This window comes from Candidatus Palauibacter sp., assembly GCF_965213655.1.
In the GTDB taxonomy this organism is placed as follows: Bacteria; Gemmatimonadota; Gemmatimonadetes; order Palauibacterales; family Palauibacteraceae; genus Palauibacter.
The window spans coordinates 2921649-2945693 of the sequence record NZ_CBDBZT010000003.1 but is presented as its reverse complement, the minus strand read 5'-3'; the positions used below and the strand labels follow the sequence as shown (position 1 = coordinate 2945693).

Here is a 24045-nt window from a genome sequence, read left to right as displayed (position 1 = left end):
ACGTGACGCCGAGAGCTTCGGGGACGTTGACACCGCCGCGAGGTTCGGGGACGTTCTCCCCGCGGGCGGTCTCTCGTGGCCGCCGGCCTCTCGGCACTTCACTCGAACGACGGCTCCGAACGCATGCCGCTCGATATCGCGATCGCCCAGTTCCGGCCCACCAAGGGTGACCTCGACCAAACGCTGGACGCGTGCGCCGCGACGATCGAACGAGCCGTCGCTCAGAAGCCCCGGCCGCGCCTGGTCGTGTTCCCCGAGACGGCGCTCACCGGGTATTTCCTCGAAGGGGGCGTGCGCGAACAGGCGATCTCGGCCCCGCAGTTGTTCGAGGCGCTCAACTCGCGTGTGAGCGCGGACGGTCTCGACATCGCGATCGGGTTCTATGAACGGGATGCGGGGGGGATCTACAACTCCGGACTGTACGCGACGCTGGGGCCCGCGGGGGGGATTCGTCACGTTCACAGGAAGGTGTTCCTCGCCACCTACGGCGTCTTCCAGGAGGAGCGTTTCGTCGAGGCCGGAGCCGGAATTCGGGCCTTCGATGGGCCGCTCGGGCGCACCGCCCTCCTGATCTGCGAAGACGGTTTCCACTCGATCTCGGGCACGCTCGCGGCGCTCGACGGCGCCTCGATCATCCTCATCCTCAGCGCCTCGCCCGCACGCGGAGCGGCCCCGAGGGCGGGGGCGCCCGAGAACCTCGTTCGCTGGGACGCGCTCGCGAGCGCGGTCGCCGCCGAGCACGGAGTCTACGTCCTCGTGTCGCAACTGGTCGGCTTCGAGGGCGGCAAGGGATTCGCCGGTGGCTCCGCGGCGTACGATTCGCGCGGCCACCGCATCGTCGCGGGGCCGCTGTGGGAGGAAGCGCTGCTCCCCGTGCGGCTGGATCTCGGCGAGGCTGCCCGCGCCCGCGCGGATGAACCGCTCTTCTCCGACCTGGAGCGTTCCTGGACGCGTCTGCTCGTAAACAGCCCGGGCTCGGGCGTCGGCCGACCCGCCGCCGAGATCGAATGAACATCGAATGAACGGTGTATGGCCGCCGGCCGGGGTCGCCCAGAGCCGTTCACCGCACCCCGCCGATCCGAGCCCGCTCGACATCGATGTGGACCTCGTGCGAAGCTGGCTCGCTCAGTTCCTCCGCGAGGAGATCGAGCGTCGGCGCGGCTTTCGCCGGGTGGTGGTCGGGCTGTCGGGCGGGGTGGATTCCGCTCTCACCGCTGCGCTGTGCGCGGAAGCTCTCGGCCCGGAAGCCGTGCTCGCCCTCCTCCTTCCCTACCGGACGTCAAGTCCGCGCAGCCGCGAGGACGCCCTTCTCGTGGCGGACGCGTTCGGCATCCCGACGCGCACGATCGAGATCACGCGGGCCGTCGATGGCTATCTCGAGGACTTCGAACCCGGCGCCGGCGGGCACCGCAGGGGCAACGTGGCGGCGCGCCAGCGCATGATCGTCCTCTTCGATCAGGCCTTCAAGCTGTCGGCTCTCCCCGTGGGCACCGGCAACAAGTCGGAGCGGCTGCTCGGCTACTATACGTGGCACGCCGACGACTCTCCCCCGGTGAACCCGCTCGGAGACCTGTTCAAGAGCCAGGTGTGGGCGCTCGCACGGGCCGTGGGGGTGCCCCGCGAGATCATCGACAAGCCTGCGACGGCGGACCTGATCCACGGACAGACGGACGAGGGCGACCTCGGCGTCACCTACCCGGAAGCCGATCTCATCCTCCATCACCTGGTTTCGGGGCGCGTGCGAGAGGAACTGATCGAAGCGGGGTTCGAGCGAGACAAGGTGGAGATTGTGGCGGGGCGGCTCGAGCGCACGCATTGGAAGCGGCACCTGCCAACGGTCGCGATGATCTCTCCGACGGCGATCGGAGAGTGGTATCTGAGACCGGTGGACTACTGAACTACGGCTCGTAGTAGCGGAAGATCTTGAGTTCGCCGTCCCAGTCGAGGACATCCTTGAAGATCCGCTGGGGCGGGATCAGGTCCCCGTCGCGTTTGAGGGTCACCCAGCAGTCGGTGTGCACGACGAAGCTCTCGAACGCCTCCGTGGATCCACGGCACTCCGCGTCGATGAACTGCAGCTTCCGGTCCTCGTACACGCCGAAGAGGTCGGAGAGCGCCGCGCGGTTCCGCGTCCGGATATTCTTCCACGCGAGGTCCACGGGGTAGTTCACTTCCGGCGCGGAGGCCGGGAGTTCCGGCCAAACCATCTCGTTGTGTTCGATCTCGGTGAGACGGACGCCTTCGAGGCGAAGGGTATCCGCCGCAGCCAGCCCGACGAGGACCGTGGTCGCCAGCTCCGCGAGGGAGCCGGCGGATCCGGGCAGTCTCTGCCCTCCAACGGACGGAGCATCCCCGCAGGATCCGGAAAAGATCGGTAGCAGACCCGATACGAGGATGAGGCTGGTGCGACGCATACGTGTGTTCTGCTAGCCCTGGTCCGACGTGGTCCAGCCTTCGATCCACTGCGGCACGTCCGGCGCGAAGGCGCCGATGTAGTCCACCGCCTCGAAGAAGTCGCTGCCCGCAGGCGGCTCGGCGAAGCCTTCGGTGAGCGGGGAGCCGTCGGCCGGCCGGAAGTCGGGCATCATGAGGTTGAACGGGTCCGTAAGCATCGGATCGTCCATCGAGTTGGCCCAGTCCTCCGTCATCCACAGGGCTTCCTCGTCGATCCCGTCGTCATCGCCCTCGAACATCCTGTCCTGCTGGCCGTGGATGTAGCTGTTCCGGATCTCGACGCGGCCTACCGTTTCACTCTGGTCGATGTCGAAACCCTTCTCGAAGCCGAGGATGACGGCGTTGTAGACCGTTCCGTCGGTGCCGCGACGGAAGATGATCCCTCGCGTGCTCTCGCCGTCGGAGCCCGTCCCGGCCTCCTTCCCGACCAGCGTGACGTTGTAGATCGTCGGATCGGTCAGCGGCATGGCGTCGAAGTTCTCCTCGTTTCCATCGATCTCGAAGCCGTTGTCCGCGTCATCGGGATCCTGCTGCGCCGCCCAGAACTGCCCGCGGCCCTGCCAGCCCGTCGAGTAGTCGAACGAGTCGTCCGAGGCGCCGGTGACGTAGGCGTAATTGAGGTCCACGGTGCCGCCGAAGAACTCGATCCCGTCGTCCGAGCCGAAGTGCGACTGGACGTACTCGAGCTGCGTGCCCGAGCCGACCCCGTTGAGCGTGAGGCCGTTCAGTTCGTTCCCGAAGCTGACTTCATAGCCGCCGTACTCAACGCGGACGTAGCGCAGCACGCCGCTGTCGTCGTCGGGCATGTTGCCGCCGTACGGACCCGAGTTGCCCTCGCCGACGCACTCATCCGCCGGGAAGTTGCAGTTCGAACGGCCGTTGAAGACGACCCCGCCCCAGTCGCCGCGGCGGCGCGAGCCCTCATCGTTCGAACTCGTGAACACGATCGGCTCTTCCGCCGTGCCCTCGGCGACGAGCCGGCCGCCCTGACGGACGATGAGCGCCGAACCAGTGAAGTCGACGTCGCCCTTCAGCACCGTCCCGGCCGGGATCGTGACCGTCGCGCCGTCCTCGATGATCGTCGTCCCCTGGATGAAGTAGGTGAGGCTCGGATCCAGTTCGATCGACTGCTCGATCGTCCCCGACAGCGTCGCCGTGGTCGGCGGCGGTGGAGGCGGCGGCGGATCAGGAGGCGGCGGCGCCACGGGGGGCGGCGGTGGAGGCGGAGGAGGCGGAGGCGAGACGGGATCTTCCTCGCCCCCGCACGCCACATAGAAGCCACTCAGGAGCAGCCCGGTCAGAAACAGTCCGACCCGCCGGTTTCGTCGTGCCAGATTCATCGTGTGTTTCTCCTCAACGCTCCGTCGCCTGTCTGGAGTCACCGCGACCGGAGCGTGAGTCGCAGGCCAGAAGAGCCGCCGCCCGTGACGGAGCGGCGGCCCGGATCGTTTGTCAGCGGCCGACCGGCTGCCAGGTCATGCCGAGCGAGAAGGCCCTGCCGGGCTGCCAGCCGCGAAGGAGATCGCCGGCCTGCGTGAAGCGGTAGTCGGCGGCGAAGAGGTTCGTGGCGCTGAGCTTGGCCGAGATCTTCGACCCGATCCCCTGTTCGACGACGAGGTCGAACTGGTTCCGGCCCTCCTCGAATACGCTCTCGAGGAACTGGGTGCCGACCTGGCTGATGCGGCGCCCGAAGCGGTTGAAGAGGAGGGAGACCGAAGTCCGGCTGGACGGGCTGGCCCAGTTCGCGCCCGCGTTGACGACGTAGGGCGACTGGCCCTGGAGGCGGCGCTTCTGCCCTACGACATCGATCTCGAGCGGTCCCGAGCCGGGGACGAAGATCTGGGCCACGCTCCCTGTCTCCACCTCGGAATCGACCAGCGTGAGGTTGAGGTTGAGCGCGAAATTCTCGAACGACTCCGAGAGAAAGCGGAGGTCGGAGCGCAGCTCGAATTCGGTCCCGATGTTGTTCGCGGTCCCGGCGTTGAGCCAGCTCTTGATGAACTCGCTGCTCGGGAACACGACTTCCTCGATCGGATCCCTGAAATTCTTGTAGAAGCCGCTCACCGCGATGACCGCGCCGGGGCCGGGGAACCACTCCCAGCGCAGATCGAAGTTCGTGATCCGCGAGGGCTGGAGCACCGGGTTCCCGACGACGAGATACCCGCCCGCGAAGTCGGCGAACGAGAACGGCGCCAGCTCGCGGAACTCGGGCCGCGCCAGCGTGCGTGAAGCGGCGGCCCGGAGGTTGACCCGGTCGCTCGCCGCCCAGGTGAGCGTGGCGCCGGGAACGAAGTCCGTGTTGTCGAGTTCCGCGCCCGTGAGAGGCTCGACGCCCAGCGTGAAGACGTCCCGCGGCTCGACGACCTGCCGGCTGCGCTCGATCCGGGCCCCGCCGGCGAAGCGGAGGCGCGGCAGCAGCTCGAAGTCGGCCATGAGGTAGGCCCCGGTCGTGGTCTGGTCGGCCACGTAGTTGTCGGGACGGAAAGTCGCCTCCTGGATCTCGAACTGTCGCGGACCCGGGCCGATGTTCTCCGGCGAGAAGATCCGGTTGGGCGACGACGCCCTGACTTCGTTCGCGATCGACCGGTTGGGGATGAACCGGAAGCGCCGGCTGAGCACGTCGCGGTCACGCGTGAGGGTCGAGGCGCCGACCTCGATCGTCCCCGCCCGCCCGTTCACGCGGATCGGGAACTGAATGTCGACGTTGAGGTTGATCGCATCTTCGGTCAGATCCTGGTGGAAGATGCTGCCGCTCTGGATGAAGTTGTCCCACAGGAAGACGCCGTTGGACTCGCGGTACAGGACCTCGCGCGTGTTGGGCTCGTAGCGGCCCGCGCGCGAATACGCGGCCTTCCACTCCGCCGTCGTGCCTCCGAAGGCGTTGAAGTAGTGCTTCCCGCTCAGGCGCCCCTGGACGAGGGAGTTCTCGACGTACTGGATTCGCGTGTTCCGCTGGTTCGTGTTCGAGTCGAGGTTGAAACCCTCGAGGATGCGGGACTGGTCTTCGGTCACCCGGTTGAGGAGCCCGTTGAACGAGATCCGGTGACTCGCCGCCAGCGTGTAGTCCATGTTCAGAAGGCCGCCGAGGGTGACGGCTCGCGCCGACTGGTCGCCTCCGTAGTCGACTTCGGGATCCGCGAGGCCGGAGGAAGCGAACACCCGCTCCACATAGCCCTCGCGGCGGTTCCACGAGTCATCCCAGTGAGCCGCGGCGAGAAGGCCGAGGTCCCTCGCGCCGAGCGGGATCTCGGTCGCGAAAGCGAGTTCGCCGCTGCGCCCGAAGGGGAGGTCGCGCGGGGTGCCGGCCCAGCCGGGCGCGAACGCCTCGCCGATCGCCTCCAGTTCGGCGGAGTTGAAGTTGCGCCGGTTGACGGGGGCGTCGGCCGGCAGGAGGTCGGGAAGGGCGCGCATCCCGTCGTCGATGCCGAGGAAGTCGAGGCCGGAGCCCGCGTAGCCGAGGCCGGATTTTCCGGTCGTCGCGGTCTCCATCCCGCCCCCGAACCCGATATTGAAGAAGCTCTCTCCCGGAACCCTGCGCGTCTCGATCTGGACGAGTCCGCCCGCATAGTCGGCGGGCTGCCGGGGGAGATAGCTCTTCGAGGTGGAGACGTTCTCGATGAAACTGGCCGGGACGAGGTCGAGCGGAACCGCCTTGCGGTCCGCGATCGGGGACGGCATGACCGCGCCGTCGAGCGTCGTGTTCCCGTAGCGTTCTCCGAGGCCTCGCACGAACACGAACTTCTTGTCGACGATGGAGACGCCGGGGACCCGGGCCAGCGCCGCGGCCGCGTCCGAGTCCGGCGAGTCCGCGATCTGCTCGCGGCCGATCGCGTCGGTTACCGCGGGCGCGGTCTGCCGGTTCTGGAGGACGGCGGAGGCCGTGCCGCGCTGGTCCGCGACCGTCACGGTCAGGTCGTTCAACTCGATCGCCTGGGACGGCAGCGAGATGTCTATCGTCGCGTTCTCTCCCGAGACGACCAGCACGCCCGTGACCGTCTTGCTCGAGTAACCGATGAGGCGGGCGACCACGTCGTATGTGCCGGCCGGTACGGCTTGCAGCGTCCAGCGGCCGTCGACGTCACTCAGCGTGCCGGTGTTCAGGGAGGGGACGGAGATCTGCGCCAGGCTCAGCGGCCTCGCCGTCTCTTCATCCACGATTCGACCCGATATCCTGCCGAGTTCCGCCTCCTGCGCCGCAACTGCACCGGCCAGGCCGAGCAGGAGGCAAGCGGAAAGGACGGCAAGACCGGCCTGAAGCCGGGGTTTGTGCTGTCTCTGCTTGAGTTTCATGACTCTGGATCCTCCGGGCGTTCACTACAGGGGCCTGCTACCGGGGCGGAGGATAGGCGGGTTCAGTAACGCCTCCAGGCAAGGAAACGTCACAGGTTCGTCACGGCGCGAAGCGCGCCGGGTTACCGGGTTGGACGGACCGGAAGCCTCGCGAGGCCGGGGGACGCGGCGCGGTCTGGCGGTCGTTCACGAGATGGTTACGAATGTGTTACAATACGGCCTGCACACGTGGTCCAGAATCCTGCGGGGATTGGGTCCGTGCGGCGGACACCTCCATTGGTTGAGCCCATATGACGCGGATGGTGACGATGCCGGACGCACAGATCCTGGTTGTGGATGACGAACCCGATATCCTCAGCGTGCTCGTATATCACCTGAGCCGGGAAGGATACCGGGTCACCACGGCAGTAAACGGACCGGGCGCACTGACCACGGCGGAGGCCAACCGGCCGGACCTCATGATCCTCGACCTCATGCTGCCGGGCATGGACGGATACGAGGTGCTGCAGCGACTGCGGCGCGCCGGGCGCACGAGTTCGATGCCGGTCATCCTGCTCACCGCGAGGCGGGAAGAGGAGGAACGTGTCAAGGGCTTTGAGGTTGGCGCGGACGACTACATCACGAAGCCCTTCAGCGCGCGCGAACTGACGCTGCGCGTCGAGGCGCTCCTCCGCCGGTCGAAGGCGGAACCGGTGTCGACGACGAGGAGCATCTCGGTGGGCCCGATCGAGGTCGACCGGGAGGCGCACCGGGCCTTCTCGGACGGGGTCGAGGTCGATCTGACGCGTCTCGAGTACCGTCTGCTCGAAGTGCTGCTCGAGAGGCGTGGACGCGTACAGACCCGCCGCCAGCTGCTTCAGGCCGTGTGGGACACGAATGCCGCGATCGAAACGCGCACGGTCGACATGCACGTCGCCCGGCTGCGGACCAAGCTCGGGGACGCCGCTCCCCTGATCGAGACCGTGCGGGGGATCGGCTACCGATTCCGCGCGCTCGACAAGTAGTTCGCGCGGCGGAGCCCGTTCGGTGAGACTGGCAACCCGCTTCTTTCTGGCCGCGGCCGCGGTGCTCGTGGTGGCGTACTTCGCCGCCCGGTTTACCCTCCGGCTCGACGCGACGGGCGTGGCGGCCGAAGCCGCCGTGCTCGGAGGCATCCTGCTCCTGCTGTGGCCGGCTTCCCGGTTGGTGGCCCGGAGAATCGAGTTGGCACTCGGAGAGGCGCGGGAAGCCGTCGATCGCATCGCCTCAGGTGACCTCGATCCCTCGATCGGCCCGACCGGTTCCGGTTCCGTCGCCTCCCTGGGTCGAGCGATCGACCGCATGGCCGGGCAGGTGCGCCACCGTGTGGAGGTCTCCGAACGGGAGTCCAGCGACCTGAGCGTGCTCTTCGACGGGTTGGAGGACGGACTCGCGTTCATCGATCGGGAGGGGTTCGTAAGCCTCTGCAACCCCGCCTTCGAGCGCTGGGCCGGACGTGAGGTGGCGCCCGGCGCTCGCGTCGGCACGCTCTTCCGCTCTCCCGGGATCGCCGAAGCCGTGAATGCGGCGCGGCGGGGCGAATCCACGACGGCTGAAGTCGAACTCGGCGAGAACACGGTGCTGATGTCGGCCCGCCCCCACCGGTCGGGCGCGATCATCGTGCTCCACGACCTTACGGTCATGCGGCGACTCGAGGGCGTCCGCCGGGATTTCGTGGCCAATGTGTCGCACGAACTCAAGACTCCGCTCACCAGCGTAGTGGGGTTCGCCGAGGCGCTGGCGGACGGAGGACTCGACGCGGACCATGCGCGCGATTTTGCGCGGCGCATCTTGTCCAATGCGACCCGCATGCGGTATCTGGTCGATGACCTTCTGGACCTCTCTTTGCTCGAGTCCGGCAGCTGGAGCCCCGAGCCGGAGGCGGTCTCGGTAGGCGCCATCGCGAGGGAGGCGTGGGAGACGCTGTCCCCGAAGGTTCGGGCCGCCGACCTCAACCTGCACGTGTCGGGAACGGAGCGGCCCGCCTGGGCGGACCCCGACGCGATCCGCCAGGTGATCCGGAACCTCCTCGACAACGCCGCGCGCTACAGCGATGAGGACCCGGACATCAGCGTCCGGATTGAATCGGACGGACGGTTCCAGCGAGTGGAGGTCTCCGACCGCGGCCCGGGGATCGCGTCCGTGCACGTCGAACGCGTGTTCGAACGCTTCTACCGAGTGGATCCGGCGCGTTCGCGCGCCCGGGGGGGAACCGGCCTCGGACTCTCGATCGTGAAGCACTTCGTCGAGGCGCACGGGGGCAGGATCGGCATCGAGAGCGTTCTGGGCCACGGCACGACCGTATGGTTTACGCTTCCGGATGCCGCCCGGCTCTCGAGCAGGGAGGGCCTCGATGTCCCCGCCTGACCGGGTGCTTCGCCCCGGCCGCTTGGGTCGCTCCGCTGCGGGATGGGCGACGCTGGCGGCCCTTGCTCTCGCGGGTTGCGGCGCCGACCCGGACGGAGGCCTGTCGGGCCTGATCGAGGTGGATGGCTCGAGCACCGTCTTCCCCATCAGCCAGGCGATGGCCGAGGAATTCCAGATCGCCGGCGGACGCGCGGTTCGCGTGTCGGTGGGCGTCTCCGGCACGGGCGGAGGGTTTCAGAGGTTCTGTAACGGCGAGACGGACATCACCAACGCTTCGCGACAGATCAACGAAGTCGAGGCCGCGTCCTGCAGGGCGGAGGGCATCGAGCCCGTCGAAGTGCAGATCGCCCGGGATGGCCTCACGCTGGTCGTGCACCCCTCCAACGACTGGGTCGCCTGCGTCAGCGTGGCCGAACTCCGGCGGCTATGGGCGCCCGGGTCCGAGGTCGAGCGCTGGAGCCAGCTCCGCCCGGGCTGGCCGGATGAGGGACTGAAGCTGTACGGACCCGACACCGATTCGGGCACCTTCGACTACTTCACGGCGGCCGTGGTCGGCGAGGAGGGCGCCAGCCGGAGCGACTACACCGCGAGCGCCGACGACAACGTGCTCGTCGGGGGCGTGAGCGGCGATCCGGGCGCGCTCGGCTACTTCGGTTACGCGTACTTCGAGGACAACCGGGGGCAACTGCGCGCCATTGAGGTCGACGGGGGCGCCGGTTGCGTCGCACCGTCCCGCGAAACGATCCTGAACGGTACGTACACGCCGCTCGCTCGACCGATGTACATCTACATTCGGCGCGATGCGCTCGATCGACCGGAGGTCGGGGCATTCGTGCGCTTCTTCCTCGAGCGGGCGGCGACCCTGATCCCGGAGACGGGGTACATACCGCTCGAGCCGGAAGCGTATGCAGAAATCCGAGCCCGGATCGGCTAGCACCTTCGGCGAGCGCCTGATCGGGGCGCTCCTCTTCGGCTGCGGAGCGCTCTCCATCCTGACGACGGTCGGGATCGTCGTGGTGCTGCTCACCCAGTCTCTGGGCTTCTTCGCCGAAGTGTCCCCGGTCGAGTTCCTCGCGGGGACGCGCTGGTCCCCGGACCTCGTGCCGCGGTCGTTCGGCATCCTCCCGCTGGTCAACGGCACCCTCCTCGTCGCGGCCGGCGCGGCGCTGATTGCGCTCCCGGTGGGACTGGCCACGGCCATCTACCTGAGCGAGTTCGCATCGATCCGGACGAAGCGGACCGTCAAGCCGGCGCTCGAGATCCTCGCGGGGATTCCGACGGTCGTCTACGGCTACTTCGCCGTGATCCTCGTTACCCCGATCCTAAGGTCGTTCTTCCCGTCGGCGGGCGTCTTCAATGCCGCGAGCGCCGCCATCGTCCTGGGCATCATGATCCTTCCGATGGTGTCGTCTCTCTCCGAGGACGCGCTGAGCGCGGTCCCCGACGCTCTGCGCGAGGCCGCGTACGGCGTCGGGGCCACCCCGTACGAGGTGGCGACGCGGATTGTGGTGCCGGCGGGTCTGCCCGGAATCGCCGCCAGCTTCGTCCTCGCGATCTCCCGTGCCATCGCCGAGACGATCGTCGTGACGCTGGCCGCGGGCGCGACCCCGGGCATGACGCTGGATCTGCTCCAGAGCGTTCAGACGATGACGGCCTACATCGTGCAGGTGAGCCTGGGAGACGCCCCGCCGGGGTCCGTCGAATACCGGACCCTGTTCGCCGTCGGCCTCCTTCTCTTCCTCATCACGCTGGCCCTCAACCTGCTGAGCCAGCGCATGACTGCGCGCTTCCGGGGGAGCTTCCAGTGAGTCCCGGCGCGCTCCGCGGAGGCCGTTTCGACCCGCGCCTCGAGGCCCGCCGCCGCGCCGGGGTCCGGTTCAAGTGGCTGTGCCGCCTTGCGGTGGCCTTCGGGATCGCGTCCCTGGTCGTCCTCCTCGCGAGTATCCTGGCCGACGCGCTGCCGGTGCTGTCGTTCGAGTTCCTGGCCAGCCATCCGTCACGTTTCCCGGAGCGTGCCGGGATTCGCTCCGCCATCCTCGGGAGCGCGTGGATGCTCGCGCTGGTGGCGGCGATGTCCTTTCCGCTCGGAGTCGGCGCCGCGCTGTACCTGGAGGAATACGCCCCCAGGAACCACTTCACGAGCCTCCTGAAGACGAACATCGCGAACCTCGCCAGTGTGCCCTCCATCGTATACGGCATCCTCGGGCTCGCCGTGTTCGTCCGCTTCCTGGCGTTGGAGCGGAGCCTGCTCGCTGGCGCGGCGACGCTGTCGCTGCTCGTGCTCCCCATCGTCAACATCGCGGCCCGCGAGGCGATCCGCGCCGTCCCGGACTCGCTGCGGGAAGCCGCCTACGCGCTCGGCGCCACGCGCTGGCAGACCATCCGGCATCACGTACTCCCGGCGGCCATGCCGGGCATCCTTTCCGGCACCATCCTCGGTCTCTCGCGAGCGGGGGGAGAAACCGCCCCGCTGCTCATCATCGGGGGCCTGACGTTCATCGCCTTCGATCCGGTCTCGCCCATGGATCCCTTCACGGCCCTGCCGATCCAGATCTTCAACTGGACCACGGATCCACGCGGGGAGTTCCATGCGCTGGCGGCAGGAGCCATTGTGGTACTGTTGGGCGTGCTGCTCATGATGAACGCAGCCGCGATTCTGGTTCGTAACCGATACGAGAGGTGACCGTGGCATCGGATGCGGTCCTCGAGACCGTCGGGCTTGGCGTTCGCTACGGCGAGACGCGGGTGATCGAGGACATCTCGCTCACGATACCGAAAGAGCGGGTGGTCGCCTTCATTGGACCCTCCGGTTGCGGCAAGAGCACGCTCCTGCGTTGCTTCAACCGCATGAACGACCTCGTGCCGACGGCCCGCGTCACCGGCCGGGTCCTGTTCCGCGGGCAGGATCTCTACGCACCCGGCATCGAGGCGGCCGATGTCCGGCGCGCCATCGGGATGGTCTTCCAGAAGCCGAACCTGTTTCCGAAGTCGATCTTCGAGAACATCGCGTTCGGCCTGCGGATCAACGGGTTCCAGGACGACATCGGCGATCGGGTGGAGGCGTCGCTCCGCGCGGCCGCGCTCTGGGACGAAGTAAGCCACCGGCTCGACGCGGACGCCCTCGGGCTCTCGGCCGGACAGCAGCAGCGACTCTGCATCGCGAGGGCACTGGCCGTGGAACCGGAAGTTCTCCTCATGGACGAGCCGGCGAGCGCGCTCGACCCGATCGCGACCGGCCGCGTGGAGGACCTCATCGGAGATCTGCGCGGAGACTACACGATCGTGATCGTGACGCATAACATGCAGCAGGCCGCGCGCATCAGCGACGACACGGCCTTCCTCTACATGGGCGAACTGGTCGAGTACAAGGAGACGCAGCGCTTGTTCACCAATCCCGAGGACGAGCGGACCGAAGCCTACATCACGGGCCGGCGGGGCTAGAAGGGCCGCCACCGATGTCCTTCAGGCAATTCGACGATCGGGTGGCCGACGTCACGCGGATGCTGCACCGGATGGCGCACGACATCGAACAACTGGTGCAGCGGGCGGTGGCGCTCGTGGGCCAACCCGTCGTGGACGCGGACGCGATCCGGGAAGCGGACGACGCCATCGACCGGGTCGAGGTCGAGGTCGAGGAGTCCACGGTGGAGATCCTCGCGCTCCATCATCCGGTGGCGAGCGACCTGCGCGTCCTGGTGACGGTCCTCAAGATCAACAACGACCTCGAGCGGATCGGCGACCACGCGGTGAACATCGCCGAGGCGGCCGAGCGGTTGGCGAGGGCCGAAAAGAAAGTTCCCATCCCGCCCGAACTGGACGAGATGAGCCGCATGGCGCGCGCGATGCTGCGCGATGCGCTCGACGCGTTCGTACAACGCAACGCGGACGACGCCCGCTCCGTGATCGCCCGCGACGACCGACTGGACCAGCTCCAGGATTCACTGTCCCGCGTGATGATCACGCATATGCCGGACTACAACCTGTCGGCGTGCCTGCAGGTCATTCTCATCGGGCGCAATCTCGAGCGGATCGGCGACCTCGCGACGAACATCGGCGAGGATGTCGTCTACATGGTCCAGGGCATCACGATCCGGCACCAGGAGGGCACGGCGGATCCGGCCTAGCGGCCGGCGGCAGAGGTCCGCGTCAGCGTGAGGCGCTCCAGTGGTCGTCGACCTTGCGCCGGCGTTTCCGCACCGCCTTCAACAGCCGGGCCTGATAGTCGATGGCGCGCTCGCCGGGCGCGGGCTCGCACAGCACGTACTCCCCGGTCGGCAGCAATTCCCAGGCCCTCTGGTTGTCCCGGAGCGCGAAACGCAGCGTCTTGCGAAGGCGTTTCCTGATCCGTTTGTCGCGGACGGGCAGCAGCACTTCGACCCGGTCGTCGAGGTTCCGGCGGCGCCAGTCGGCGCTCCCGATCCAGACCTCGGGACTCCCGTCGTTCTCCCACCAGAAGATGCGGTCGTGCTCAAGGAATCGTCCGACGATGCTGCGCACCCGGATGTTCTCGCTGAAGCCGGCGATCCCGGGGCGGAGCCGGCACTGGCCGCGGATGATCAGGTCGATCCTCACGCCGGCGGCGGACGCGGCGTACAGGGCGCGAATCACCTTCGGATCGTCGAGCCCGTTCATCTTCATGATCATGCGCCCCTTCCGGCCGGCCTCGACGTGTGAGATCTCGCGCTCGATCCTGGAGACGAGAGCGCTGCGCAGATCGCGGGGAGCGACGATCAGTTCCTCGTATTCCTGGTCGGGGGCGTACCCGGTCAGGTAGTGGAACAGGTTTACCGCGTCGCGGCCGATTTCCGGACGCGCCGTGAGGATTCCGAGGTCCGCGTAGATCTGCGCGGTCTCCGAGTTGTAGTTGCCGGTGCCGATGTGGCAGTAGGTGCGGATCTCGTCCCCTTCCTCGCGGACGACGAGCGCGACCTTGGCGTGTGTCTTGAGCCCGACGAGACCGTAGGTGACGTTGACGCCCGCCTCCTCCAGCACGGACGCCCATTCCATGTTGTCGGCTTCGTCGAAGCGGGCCGTGACCTCCACGAGCACGGCGACCGCCTTGCCCGCCTCGGCCGCCCGCACCAGCGCCGCGATGATCCTCGAGTGCTCCGCCGTCCGGTAGAGCGTCTGCTTGATGGCCACGACCGCCGGATCCGCGGCGGCCTCCTCGATGAACTGCTGCACCGTCGCGGTGAAGGACTCGTACGGGTGGTGCACCATGAGATCGCCCGCCCGAATCACCGTGAAGATGTCGGGTCGGTCCTCCGTCTCGCCCTCGCGGATCAGGCGCGGCGGGATCATCGGCTCCCAGGGTTCGTGACGGTGCTCCCACGGGCCCTCGGCGGCGAGCTGCCAGAAACCCGACATCTCGAGCAGGCCGGGGATCTCGTACAGGTCTTCGTCATCCAGCTTCAGTTGGCGAAGGAGGAACTGCCGCACCTCGTCCGGCATGCCCGGCTCGACCTCCAGACGAACGACGCGCGCGAAACGCCGCTCGCGAAGCTCTTCCGAGATCATCTGCAGGAGGTCGTCCGCCACCTCTTCGTCCCGGTCCACGTCCGCGTTGCGGGTGACGCGGAAGAGCGCAGCGCTCTCGATCTTCATCCCCCGGAAGAGTTCTCCCGCGAAGTGCCGCACGACCTGCTCGACGGGGACCACGTGCCCGTCCTGCGGGAGCTCGACCCAGCGCAGCGCCGGCGGGATCTTCACTCGGGCGAAGTGGCGGGTCCGGCGTTCCGGATGCTCGAGCATCAGGGCAAGCGAGAGGCTCATGTTGGACAGGAATGGGAACGGGTGGCCCGGATCGACGGCCAGCGGCGTGAGAACCGGATAGATGCGATCCGTGAACACGCGGCGCACGTGCTCCCGTTCCTCTTCGTTCAGGTCCTCGAAATCGTGCACGGCGATGTCGAGCTCCCCCGCGATGCGCGGCCGCAGGTCGTCCTCCCAGACCTCCGCCAGTCGGGTCCGCATCGTGCGGACGCCCTCTCGCACGAGATCCAGCTGCTCGGCGGGCCCCCGCCCGTCCAGCGACGGCTTCACCACGCCCGCCCCGAGCACGCGCTTGAGGCCGCCGACCTGCTTCATCACGAACTCATCGAGGTTGTTCTCGGTGATGGCGAGGAAACGGAGTCGCTCGAGCAGCGGCGTCCGCTCGTCCATGGCCTGGTAGAGCACGCGCCAATTGAAGTCCAGCCAACTGAGTTCCGCGTTGAAGTAGAGCGACGGGTCACTCGGCTTCGCGCCCTCGGGGACGGGATTCGGAGCCGCGGCGCGCGGGAGAAGCGGGACGCCCCCTACGCGGTGGCCGAACTCCGGTTCGCGCGGACGGGGGGTGGGCTCTGCGTCGGTCGACGGAGCCGGAGCGACCTCGGAGGCCGGCGGGGCCTCGCGCGCCGGAGAGGGTGTCACGGCGGCGGAGCGGGACGGCGCCGATGGAGACAGCCCGCCGGCACGACGGCTCCCGTGGTGGACCCACGGCCGAAGCGAAGTCTCGTTCGACTCGGATGACATGCGACTCTCCCGGCCCTCTTCTTCGCGGCCATTCGTGAACACAGGGCCCGTATTATAAGCCCCGCACCCCCTTTCTCGCTCAATCCGGACTCGATTTGGAGGCGTCAGCCGGAGACCAGGTCGAAAGTGACGTGCGGCTCGAGGCCGAAGAGGCGAGCGAAGAGCTTCCCCTTCTTGCGCAGTGCCCACTGCTCGAGAAGCAGGCGTCCCCTCCGTTCGAGACGCAGTTCGAGCCGGTGTTCGTGTACTCGCGCCTCGACGCTGTGCACGCGTTGCAGATGCTCGCGGTCGAGGGAGTCCGCGATTCGAAGTAGGGCGGCGAGCCTCTCCACTCGACTGCGGTCGGGAGGACTCAGGTCGCGAAAAAGGTAGTGACCGCGGCGCGGCTCGGCGCGCCGGTGGTAGCGCGCCACCAGGGCCACGAGAGGAAGTTCGTTCGGTGCGATCCCCGGGATCTCGCTGTGATGGATCAGGTAGAGCGAGTGCTTGTGGTGTTTCGCGTAGGAGATGTGCTGCCCGATGTCATGCAGGATCGCTCCCGCCAGCAGGATCCGCCGGTCGCGCGGCTCGAGGCCGTGGATCTCCGTCAGTTGATCGAAGAGGGAGAGGGCCAACGCCCCTACGTGTCGCCCGTGATCCTCGTCGAAGAGGTATCTGCGCCCGAGCGTGAGCGCTCCTTCGCGGACGATCCGCTCCAGTCGCTCGAAACCATCACCGCTGGTCAGCTCATCGACGAGGTCGAAGAGCACACCCTCCTTCACACCGACTCCCGGGACGAGAATCCGCTCTGCTCCCGCCAGTTCGGCGACGCGGTCGTATACGATCGCGGCGGGGAGGATCACATCGGCCCGATCTTCCCGCAGGCCCAGCCGCCCCATGCGCTGGCTGTAGGAAAGGTGGGAGAACTCCTCGATCGCCATCGCGAGTTCCGCCCGCGTGATGCGGCGAACCCCGTCGGCGGCCCCCTGCCCCGCCAGGCGGGCCAGCTCCTCGATATTCCCGCCGGTGGCAATCAGCTGGACCGGCGTCCAGTGCTTGCTGGCGTGCGGAATGCGGAGCGTGGCGGCGTACTCCGCGAGCAGATTCGCGAAGTGGGCGGGGGCATCGTCCGCCCCCGTGAGTTCCTCGAGCAGCCGTACCGATCCCATCCGGTGCGACTCGCTCCACATGATCCCTGACTCGTCGGCCAGGGAGACCTCGACGCTCCCGCCGCCGAGATCCACGAGCATCCACTTGGCGTCGCCGAACTCGATCCGCTGCTTCACGGACATCCACACGAGCCGCGCCTCATCCGTTCCCGAGATGAGGTCGAGCCGGATTCCCGCTTCCTCCTCTACGCGGCGGACCAGATCGGAGCCGTTGCGGCTCTCTCGAACCGCGCTCGTGGCGACGGCCCGGACATGTTCGATGCCCAGCCGATCGATTTCTTCCCGGAAGCGCCGGAACCCCTCGACCGTCCGGTCGATGGCGGAAGCCGAGAGTTCGCCGGTGAGGAACGCCGAGTGACCGAGGCGGACCGGGACCCTTTCCGAGGCGAGTTCCACGTAGTGGTTCGGGTCGCTGAACTCAGCCGCGATGAAGCGGAACGCGTTCGACCCCACGTCGATGGCGGCGACACGCAGGGGGAACGGAAGCGGCTGCCGGCCTTCGGCGGCCTCGCGCGGCAACGATGGCGTCGGACGCTGCATTCTCGGGGCGCCGCTTCGCGGGGGTTCAGGTTCCCGGGCCCGGATCCGTACGTGTCGGCACCGGGCTCGCCTCTCCGAGCCAACGTAGCCGAATCGATCCCTGCGCGCGCCTGTCCCCGACCCGCGGGCGAAGGCATGTTGGTGACCTCACGGCCAAAGATCCCGGAGGTTCCGAATGTCTGTCATCGCTTCGCGGGCGACCGCGTCACGGCACTGCCTGTCCGTCCGCTGTGTGGCCGTCCTGCTTGTGTGCCTGGCCTCTCCGATGCTGCTGGCGGGCCAGAGCGGGGCGATCGCCTTCACCGGCGCCTCGGTCATCGATCCGGGAACCTCCGACATCCTCGAGAACGCGACCGTCGTCGTGCGTGACGGGGTCATCATATCCGTGGAAGAGGGCGGCGAAGCACCCGCCGCGGCGCGGGCGATCGACCTCGGGGGCCGGTTCCTCGTTCCCGGCCTCATCGACGCCCATGTCCACATCGGGACGCTCGAGGCGGCCCGCCGGGCGCTGCTCTCGGGAGTCACGACGGCGCGCAGCATGGGAGCGGGTTTCTTCGCCGATGTGGGACTGCGGGAACTATTCCGGCGCGGAACCTTCGCGGGTCCGGAGATCCTCGCCGCGGGCTACCATGTGCGGCCGCGGCCGGCGGAGGGACTCTTCCTCGACGAGCCGGGTCTCAGCGACCTCCTCGGGCGCGATGTGCGCGGCCCCGAGGCGCTGGGGCGGGTGGTGCGCGCGATGCTCGATCGCGGCGTGGACTTCATCAAGGTCAACGCGACCGAACGGGCGGGCCTGCCGGAGACAGACCCCCGCAAACCTTTCTTCACGGAGGCGGAGCTCTCGGCGCTCGTAGCGGAGGCGGCGGGGGGCGGCGTCCCGGTGGCCGCGCACGCGCACGGAGACCGGGGCGGCCGGGCTGCGGTCGCGGCGGGCGTACGGAGCATCGAGCACGGGACGTACCTCGGCGATGAAACGCTCCGCCTCATGCGGGAGCGGGGCACCTATCTGGTGCCGACGATCGCCGTCGTCTCGGATCTCACGCTTCCGGGCGGCGACTACGACGACCCGGTGCTTCAGGTGCGCGGTCGGCACATGCTCCCCCGCGTGCGGGAAACGGCGGCCGCCGCCCACGCGCTCGGGGTGCCGGTCGTCGCCGCTACGGACACGGGCTACGGGTCCGAGAGCGTACTCCGCCTGAGCCACGAACTGATCGAACTCGTGGGAATCGGAATGAGCGAACTCGATGCGATCCGGGCCGCGACCACCGTGGCCGCCGAACTGCTGGGCATCGCCGACCGAACCGGCCGGGTGTCGGCCGGGTTCGAGGCGGATCTTCTCGTCCTCGACCGCAACCCGCTCGACGACATCGGCCAGTATCAGGATGTGCTGCTCGTGATGAGCGACGGGGTCGTGGCGCTCGACCGCCTCGACTTCCGTGCGGATGAGATCGGGGCCCGGCGCGTCCCCTGACGCGCTACCCGGAGCCACGGCGCGGAAACTGGCTGCGATTGGAGGGTAGACTGATCTTCAAGCCTCCTGTTCCATCAACATCGGCTGCGGACCGGCGATGAGCGAGATCGGACAACTGGCGTACCTGGCGCTTCTCGCCCTGCTCGCCCCCTTCGGGGCGCATCGGCTACGCCTGCTCTGGCTGCGCATGCGTCGGCCGGCCAGGACGGAATCGCCCGCCTGGGAGGACGCGCTCCCGGTCGTCACGGTGCAACTGCCCGTCTTCAACGAGGCGAACGTCGTCGAACGGCTCATCGATGCGGCCTGCCGCCTGCGCTACCCGACGGACCGACTGGAAGTCCAGCTGCTCGACGACTCGGACGACGAGACGGTGGAGATCGCGGCGCGGCGGGTGCGAGAGTGGCGGGCCCGCGGGATCGACATCCTGCACGTGCGCCGGGGATCCCGCGAAGGGTACAAGGCCGGCGCGCTCGCCCACGGCGTATCCCTTGCCCGCGGGGACTTCCTCCTCGTGCTGGACGCGGATTTCGTCCCGCCCCCGGAGTTGATTCGGGCATTGCTCCCTCCCTTCGCGGACCCCGGCGTGGGAGCGGTGCAGGCGGCCTGGGATCACCTGGCGCCCGACGCGAGCTGGCTGACGCGAGCGCAGGCGCTCTTCCTCGACGCGCACTTCGCGATCGAGCACGAAGCGCGATACCGGGCCGGCCTCTTCTTCAACTTCAACGGCTCCGGCGGCATGTGGCGGAAGGCGTGCGTGCAGGCGGCGGGGGGCTGGCAGAGCGACACGCTGACCGAGGATGTCGACCTCAGTTACCGCGCCCAACTCGCGGGCTGGCGGTTCGTGTACAAGGACGACGTCCGGGTGCCCGCGGAGCTACCGGAGAGCCTGCGCGCGGTGGAGATTCAGCAGAGCCGCTGGACGCAGGGTGGAATCCAGAGCGCACGGAAGCTCCTGCCGCGGATCTGGCGCGCTCCGGTGCCGGCGGCGATCAAGTTCGAGGCAACGGCTCACCTCGCGGGACACATCGTCCATCCGCTGACGCTCACGATGGCGGCGGCCCTTGCCGGGGCCGGATGGCTGTCGGCGACGGGCTTCGGTCTCCCGACCGCCGTTCATGTGGCCGCGGTCCTTCTCGCCACGGTCCCGTTCGTGCTCTTCTACGGGTCCGCCGGGTGGATCCGCGGGCGCCGGCGACTCGGTCGCCGCGTCCTCGAAGCGATGCTGCTCGGTCTGGGGCTCGGCGTGCCCCTCACGTTCGCGGTGGCGCGGGCCTGCCGCGGGACGCGAACCCCGTTCGCCCGCACGCCAAAACGTGGTTTCCGGCCCATCGTGGCGTATCGCGCCCGGCTCTCGGGCGGGCCGGCGCTTCTGCGACTTGCGCTCGCCGCAGCGCTCGCCGGCGCCGTCGTGAACACGGCGCTCGCCGGATCACCCGCCGTCCTGCCCTTCACCGCCCTCTTTGCGGCGGGGTACGCGCTCACCACGCGCGAGTCGCTGAGAACGCCGCCCGCGCCAGCCATCCAGAGCTAGCATGGCCAGGGGCGGCCCGTGGATCAGCCAGACCAGCCAGGCGGGTTCCGGCCACACCCCGGTGGCCAGGTATGTATCCCTCGCGGCGTAGGCGAGGAACACGGTTCCGCTGAACAGGAGCCATCCCCGACTCACCGAGAGACAGGCGAAGGGGAGCACCCAGAGCAGATACCATGGGTGGAGTGTGGGGGAGAGGAGGATGGCGGATCCGATCGTCCACAGGAGGGCCCGCTCGAGTGGCCAGCGGTGGAGCGCGGCACGCAATGCGATGATCCCGACGGTCGACGCACCGATCCATTTCGCGAGATCCGGATGACCCGGCAGCCGCTCGAGCACCCGGTAGAGGCCGCCGTTGAACGCCCAGACGTCCGCGTAGGTCCGCAGACCGTCGAAGAGGCCCGATCCCGCGCCCATGTAGGGCACGTACAGGAGGACGGGTACGAGGACCGCGGCGCCGAGCGCCCGGCCCCCGCGCAGGCGGAAGAGAGCCGGTAGCGCGGCCAAGGGGGCGAACTTCATCGCGCCGGCGAGCCCCAGAAGAGCGCCGGACCGCCACGCCGGGACCGCGGCGCTACCCGCCAGTGCCACGGCGCCCAGCATGGGCGCGACGCCGAGCGGATCCATATGCCCGCTCCAGGCCACTTCGACGACGACGAGCGGAGACCAGAGATAGAGGAGAAGCGGGAGCACGCTCCGGCCGGAGGAGAGCCGGTCGATGAGTCGGGCGACCAGCAGGTCGGCCGCGAGCCACCCCAGCTTGAAGATCCACCAGGCGGGGCCGGCCGAGGCCAGAAGCGCGAACACGACCTGGGCCCCCGGCGGATAGATGGTGGGCACATCCGCGTGATTGATGAGTGGCCACCACGCGGTGCGCAGCTCTTCGAGCGCCGACGCCGAGGGAGGATGCGCGTAGGGGTTCACGCCATTGGACTGAACCCATCCGTCCCAGATGTACCGGTAGATGTCCTCGGAAAGAGTTGGCGCCGCAGGGAAGACCCCGGCCCTGAGCGCGATCCCGGCCGTCCAGACGTGCCGGCGGCTCGGTCCAGGACGGTGCGGCGAGGCAGCGGCGGCCGCCGCGCAGAGGTAGGCCGCGAACGCCACGGCCCACAGCGAAATCGCAGGCCACGGGGTACCGGATCCACTCCAGGCCATTCCCCACAGCGCCGCCGCCTCGACGGCCACCAGGAGCCAGATCACCCGCGAATCTCCGACTCCACGGGGAATTCTCCGGCGCCCGAGGTCAACCGGTCACAGCTTGGTCAGCGCGTGGACCCGCCGGCCGATGTCAACGCCGGGCCGCAGCGAAGAGCTGTCGCAGCATGGGCTCGGGGAAATCGACGGCCCGCTCGATGACGCGCGCCACGGTCTCTTCCAGGATTATCGGAGCCGTGTCGTACCTTTGGTCGTCGAGTCGAAAGGAGAGCCACCCTCGCACGAGGTCGCCGGCGACCGGTTCGGCGATGACCAGGATGGTCCAGCGGTGCTCCCCGTCGTCGAGGCTGCCGATGGCCGTTTCCTGACCCGCCTCGTCCCACATGCGCAGTTGGGGGCGTCCTTCTTCGGTGCTGTCGGCCGCGTCGTGCTGATCTCCAGGCATCGCCCCTCCGATTCAACGCCGATTCAATCGGTTTCCCGGGCCTCCTCGTCCGAACGCTGCCGCCACAGGCCCATCAGGTATTCCTCGTACTCTTCAGGGGCAGCTTCGTAGTCGCGGCACCATGTCTCGAAATCGGGCAACGGCACGCTATCCCGCAGCCGTTTGGTCGCGAGCCGTACCATGGTCTGAAACGCCAGACGCTCCTGACCGAACTCCTGCGCCCGGGCTTCCTCCTCCACGATCTCGTAGATGCGTTCTTCGGACAGGGAGAGGAATACTTCGGTGAGTTGCGCCGAGCAGTAGTCGGCGTATTTCGCCCGCAACACCCCCTCGTCGGATTCCGATCGCCTCTCGGTATCCCGACCGGGCGCTGGACGCTCCGTATCGGATGACACGGCTATACTCGGCTCGCAATCGCTGGCCAAACCCCTCACCTCCCCACTCACCACTCCCTGCGCGATTTAGCCCCGGGCGGGGCGGGCGTCAACGCCTTTGGCCGCGGCCGGCGCCGCGTTTCGCCACCGAACCCGCGCCCCCGCAGGCTCGCCGGCGGCCTGTCTCAGCGCTGTCCCGAGGCGGGCGCCTTGAGTTCTTCGAAGATGATCCGGCGGGCCAGAACGTATTGTATGGCTCGTTCGAGGAACTCCGGATCCCGCCGCCGCACGGCTTCCACATCCGCGGCAAGTTCCTTCGGGAGATCCACGACGACGTTGACGAGGCTGCAGTCGGACGATGCCATCATAATCAGGGATACACTCGCAAAAAAATTTGGGGGTTTCGCTCTTCTTATCGGGACAGACCCCGGGGGTCCGCGGCAATCGGGGGTCGTGCAGCTCCCATCGCGCTCTGAGGATAGGAGCGACGCTCCGGCGCCTGCAAGCCGAAGATCCACTCCCCCAAGGAATGGGTGGTCATGTTACTGGATCGTAACCAGCAATATACTAATGAGTTACGTGACTGTTCAATGATCGTCCAAAACTCCCGATCGTGTGTGGATTGTATCGCGCATCCGCTGCGCAACCGTGGCCTCCACGAGCGGCGTTCATGCCCGTTACACGCGGAGATGAACCGGCTGTCGCGGAAGATCCGGAGATGCGGCACCGGTATTATTTTTTTCAAAAAATATGGATTGCCGCGGATGCGCGGCCGGCTTGCCGGATGCTCCGCCGTTGGGGGTCGGGAAGTGCTCGACCGTGCGACCCGGCGAGCGGACGGCTATGCTGTGCGCTCCAACCGCCATGAGGGGGAGAGAGGCCGGAAAATGGCGCTTCGACGGACGGAAGGACGGACGCAAACGGGGGGACGAGCGTGACGGATTCTGCGCCTGGCGCGTTGATTCTCGGGGCTTCCAGCGGTTTCGGCGAAGCCGCCGCGCTGGCGTTTGCCGAAGACGGCTATGACATCTACGGCGTACACCTGGACAGGCGGGCCGGACTCGTGCACGTCGCGGAGATCCGGGACGCGATCGAATCTCGCGGGCGGCGTGCGATGTTCTTCAACGTGAACGCGGCTTCCGCCAAGAAGCGCGACAGGGTACTGGACGGAATTGCCGAAAGCGCCGACCGGGGTTCCGTCCGCGTGCTGATGCACTCTCTGGCTTTCGGAACGCTGCGCCCCTTCGTGCCGGACGACGGTCCCGGGATGAGCCCCGAGCAAATGAACATGACGCTGGATGTCATGGCGCATACGCTGGTCTACTGGACCCAGGGACTGCTCGAGCGCGACCTGATGGGCGAAGACGGCCGGATCTTCGCCATGACCTCCTCCGGCGGCGACCGCGTGATCCCCTCCTACGGGGCCGTCTCCGCGGCCAAGGCCGCGCTCGAATCGCACTGCCGCCAGCTGGCGCTCGAACTCGCGGGGAAGGGCATTACCGTCAATTCGATCCGCGCCGGCGTTACGGACACGCCCGCGCTCCGCAAGATCCCCGGCGCGGAGCACATGATCACCGAAGCGGCGGCCCAGAACCCCCACGGGCGGCTGGGTACCCCGGAGGAGGTGGCGCGCTGCATGGTCGCGCTCGCCGCGCCGGGAACGGGGTGGATGACGGGAAACACGATCCGGGTCGACGGGGGCGAGGATTTCGTCGGCTCCAAGCCGCCCGGGGACTGAG

21 protein-coding genes are annotated in these 24045 nt (G+C 68.0%); 12 read left to right on the top strand and 9 right to left on the bottom strand.

Features of this window, described 5'->3' with window-relative positions; translation table 11 throughout:
* The first annotated feature begins 75 nt into the window (after positions 1 to 75).
* A complete protein-coding gene (locus tag ACOOGH_RS15165) occupies positions 76 to 1011 on the top strand; it encodes a nitrilase-related carbon-nitrogen hydrolase (RefSeq protein WP_420449716.1) in 936 nt (311 codons plus the stop codon).
* A 7-nt stretch (positions 1012 to 1018) separates the two neighbouring features.
* Positions 1019 to 1897, top strand: coding sequence for an NAD+ synthase (locus ACOOGH_RS15160; protein WP_420449715.1), 879 nt, complete (start codon positions 1019 to 1021; stop codon positions 1895 to 1897).
* 1 nt (position 1898) lies between these two features.
* On the opposite strand, the gene ACOOGH_RS15155 is transcribed toward ACOOGH_RS15160, so the two are convergent.
* From ACOOGH_RS15155 to ACOOGH_RS15145, 3 genes are all read right to left on the bottom strand, one after another.
* Complete coding sequence (locus ACOOGH_RS15155) at positions 1899 to 2414, bottom strand: hypothetical protein (RefSeq protein WP_420449714.1); 516 nt, start codon at positions 2412 to 2414, stop codon at positions 1899 to 1901.
* A gap of 12 nt (positions 2415 to 2426) precedes the next feature.
* Positions 2427 to 3794: a hypothetical protein gene (locus ACOOGH_RS15150; protein ID WP_420449713.1), complete on the bottom strand. Its 1368-nt coding sequence runs from the start codon at positions 3792 to 3794 to the stop codon at positions 2427 to 2429.
* 112 nt (positions 3795 to 3906) lie between these two features.
* Positions 3907 to 6744 carry a TonB-dependent receptor domain-containing protein gene (locus ACOOGH_RS15145; RefSeq protein WP_420449712.1) on the bottom strand — a complete coding sequence of 946 codons (2838 nt, stop codon included), beginning with the start codon at positions 6742 to 6744 and terminating at the stop codon, positions 3907 to 3909.
* A gap of 308 nt (positions 6745 to 7052) precedes the next feature.
* Here ACOOGH_RS15145 and ACOOGH_RS15140 point away from each other — a divergent pair, with 308 nt between their 5' ends.
* From ACOOGH_RS15140 to phoU, 7 genes are read left to right on the top strand one after another with little or no spacing between them, the layout of a single operon-like run.
* Positions 7053 to 7748 (top strand): response regulator, encoded by a 696-nt coding sequence (locus ACOOGH_RS15140; RefSeq protein ID WP_420449711.1) that lies wholly within the window; start codon positions 7053 to 7055, stop codon positions 7746 to 7748.
* Between the two features lie 22 nt (positions 7749 to 7770).
* Entirely contained in the window at positions 7771 to 9129 is a 1359-nt protein-coding gene (locus ACOOGH_RS15135; RefSeq protein WP_420449710.1) for an ATP-binding protein, read from the top strand.
* Positions 9116 to 10063 (top strand): PstS family phosphate ABC transporter substrate-binding protein, encoded by a 948-nt coding sequence (locus tag ACOOGH_RS15130; protein WP_420449709.1) that lies wholly within the window; start codon positions 9116 to 9118, stop codon positions 10061 to 10063. The genes ACOOGH_RS15135 and ACOOGH_RS15130 overlap by 14 nt, the downstream gene beginning before the upstream one ends.
* Positions 10035 to 10937, top strand: a complete 903-nt coding sequence (gene pstC / locus ACOOGH_RS15125) for a phosphate ABC transporter permease subunit PstC (protein ID WP_420449708.1) — start codon at positions 10035 to 10037, stop codon at positions 10935 to 10937. The genes ACOOGH_RS15130 and pstC overlap by 29 nt, the downstream gene beginning before the upstream one ends.
* Entirely contained in the window at positions 10934 to 11812 is an 879-nt protein-coding gene (gene pstA, locus ACOOGH_RS15120) for a phosphate ABC transporter permease PstA (protein ID WP_420449707.1), read from the top strand. Before pstC ends, pstA begins: the two co-directional genes overlap by 4 nt.
* A 2-nt stretch (positions 11813 to 11814) precedes the next feature.
* A complete protein-coding gene (gene pstB, locus ACOOGH_RS15115; protein ID WP_420449706.1) occupies positions 11815 to 12570 on the top strand; it encodes a phosphate ABC transporter ATP-binding protein PstB in 756 nt (251 codons plus the stop codon).
* A 14-nt stretch (positions 12571 to 12584) separates the two neighbouring features.
* Positions 12585 to 13253 carry a phosphate signaling complex protein PhoU gene (gene phoU / locus ACOOGH_RS15110; protein WP_420449705.1) on the top strand — a complete coding sequence of 223 codons (669 nt, stop codon included), beginning with the start codon at positions 12585 to 12587 and terminating at the stop codon, positions 13251 to 13253.
* Positions 13254 to 13275: 22 nt separating this feature from the next.
* Here phoU and ppk1 read toward each other — a convergent pair whose 3' ends face one another.
* Positions 13276 to 15642 (bottom strand): polyphosphate kinase 1, encoded by a 2367-nt coding sequence (gene ppk1 / locus ACOOGH_RS15105; RefSeq protein ID WP_420449704.1) that lies wholly within the window; start codon positions 15640 to 15642, stop codon positions 13276 to 13278.
* 104 nt (positions 15643 to 15746) lie between these two features.
* Positions 15747 to 17330, bottom strand: a complete 1584-nt coding sequence (locus ACOOGH_RS15100; protein ID WP_420449703.1) for an HD domain-containing protein — start codon at positions 17328 to 17330, stop codon at positions 15747 to 15749.
* Between the two features lie 175 nt (positions 17331 to 17505).
* Here ACOOGH_RS15100 and ACOOGH_RS15095 point away from each other — a divergent pair, with 175 nt between their 5' ends.
* Together ACOOGH_RS15095 and ACOOGH_RS15090 are read left to right on the top strand one after the other, a co-directional pair.
* Positions 17506 to 18801 (top strand): amidohydrolase family protein, encoded by a 1296-nt coding sequence (locus ACOOGH_RS15095; RefSeq protein WP_420449702.1) that lies wholly within the window; start codon positions 17506 to 17508, stop codon positions 18799 to 18801.
* 97 nt (positions 18802 to 18898) lie between these two features.
* Positions 18899 to 20332, top strand: a complete 1434-nt coding sequence (locus ACOOGH_RS15090; RefSeq protein WP_420449701.1) for a glycosyltransferase — start codon at positions 18899 to 18901, stop codon at positions 20330 to 20332.
* On the opposite strand, the gene ACOOGH_RS15085 is transcribed toward ACOOGH_RS15090, so the two are convergent.
* The 4 genes from ACOOGH_RS15085 to ACOOGH_RS15070 form a co-directional block, all read right to left on the bottom strand.
* Positions 20231 to 21532 (bottom strand): hypothetical protein, encoded by a 1302-nt coding sequence (locus ACOOGH_RS15085; RefSeq protein ID WP_420449700.1) that lies wholly within the window; start codon positions 21530 to 21532, stop codon positions 20231 to 20233. The two genes, ACOOGH_RS15090 and ACOOGH_RS15085, sit on opposite strands and share 102 nt — an antisense overlap.
* A gap of 88 nt (positions 21533 to 21620) precedes the next feature.
* Positions 21621 to 21932, bottom strand: coding sequence for a hypothetical protein (locus ACOOGH_RS15080; RefSeq protein ID WP_420449699.1), 312 nt, complete (start codon positions 21930 to 21932; stop codon positions 21621 to 21623).
* 23 nt (positions 21933 to 21955) lie between these two features.
* Positions 21956 to 22255 carry a hypothetical protein gene (locus ACOOGH_RS15075; RefSeq protein ID WP_420449698.1) on the bottom strand — a complete coding sequence of 100 codons (300 nt, stop codon included), beginning with the start codon at positions 22253 to 22255 and terminating at the stop codon, positions 21956 to 21958.
* Positions 22256 to 22491: 236 nt separating this feature from the next.
* Positions 22492 to 22674, bottom strand: coding sequence for a hypothetical protein (locus ACOOGH_RS15070; protein ID WP_420449697.1), 183 nt, complete (start codon positions 22672 to 22674; stop codon positions 22492 to 22494).
* Positions 22675 to 23240: 566 nt separating this feature from the next.
* On the opposite strand from ACOOGH_RS15070, the gene ACOOGH_RS15065 reads away from it, so the two are divergent.
* On the top strand, positions 23241 to 24044 hold the full coding sequence (locus ACOOGH_RS15065) for an enoyl-ACP reductase FabI (protein WP_420449696.1): 804 nt from the start codon (positions 23241 to 23243) through the stop codon (positions 24042 to 24044).
* The last annotated feature ends 1 nt before the right edge of the window (position 24045 follow it).

Bases quoted from the DNA above. Each gene is read 5' to 3' on its own strand.
- ACOOGH_RS15160 (WP_420449715.1), top strand. From the start codon at position 1,019: ATGAACGGTGTATGGCCGCCGGCCGGGGTCGCCCAGAGCCGTTCACCG.
- ACOOGH_RS15155 (WP_420449714.1), bottom strand. From the start codon at position 2,414: ATGCGTCGCACCAGCCTCATCCTCGTATCGGGTCTGCTACCGATCTTT.
- ACOOGH_RS15150 (WP_420449713.1), bottom strand. From the start codon at position 3,794: ATGAATCTGGCACGACGAAACCGGCGGGTCGGACTGTTTCTGACCGGG.
- ACOOGH_RS15145 (WP_420449712.1), bottom strand. From the start codon at position 6,744: ATGAAACTCAAGCAGAGACAGCACAAACCCCGGCTTCAGGCCGGTCTT.
- ACOOGH_RS15140 (WP_420449711.1), top strand. From the start codon at position 7,053: ATGCCGGACGCACAGATCCTGGTTGTGGATGACGAACCCGATATCCTC.
- ACOOGH_RS15130 (WP_420449709.1), top strand. From the start codon at position 9,116: ATGTCCCCGCCTGACCGGGTGCTTCGCCCCGGCCGCTTGGGTCGCTCC.
- pstC (WP_420449708.1), top strand. From the start codon at position 10,035: ATGCAGAAATCCGAGCCCGGATCGGCTAGCACCTTCGGCGAGCGCCTG.
- phoU (WP_420449705.1), top strand. From the start codon at position 12,585: ATGTCCTTCAGGCAATTCGACGATCGGGTGGCCGACGTCACGCGGATG.
- ppk1 (WP_420449704.1), bottom strand. From the start codon at position 15,642: ATGTCATCCGAGTCGAACGAGACTTCGCTTCGGCCGTGGGTCCACCAC.
- ACOOGH_RS15100 (WP_420449703.1), bottom strand. From the start codon at position 17,330: ATGCAGCGTCCGACGCCATCGTTGCCGCGCGAGGCCGCCGAAGGCCGG.
- ACOOGH_RS15095 (WP_420449702.1), top strand. From the start codon at position 17,506: ATGTCTGTCATCGCTTCGCGGGCGACCGCGTCACGGCACTGCCTGTCC.
- ACOOGH_RS15090 (WP_420449701.1), top strand. From the start codon at position 18,899: ATGAGCGAGATCGGACAACTGGCGTACCTGGCGCTTCTCGCCCTGCTC.
- ACOOGH_RS15080 (WP_420449699.1), bottom strand. From the start codon at position 21,932: ATGCCTGGAGATCAGCACGACGCGGCCGACAGCACCGAAGAAGGACGC.
- ACOOGH_RS15070 (WP_420449697.1), bottom strand. From the start codon at position 22,674: ATGATGGCATCGTCCGACTGCAGCCTCGTCAACGTCGTCGTGGATCTC.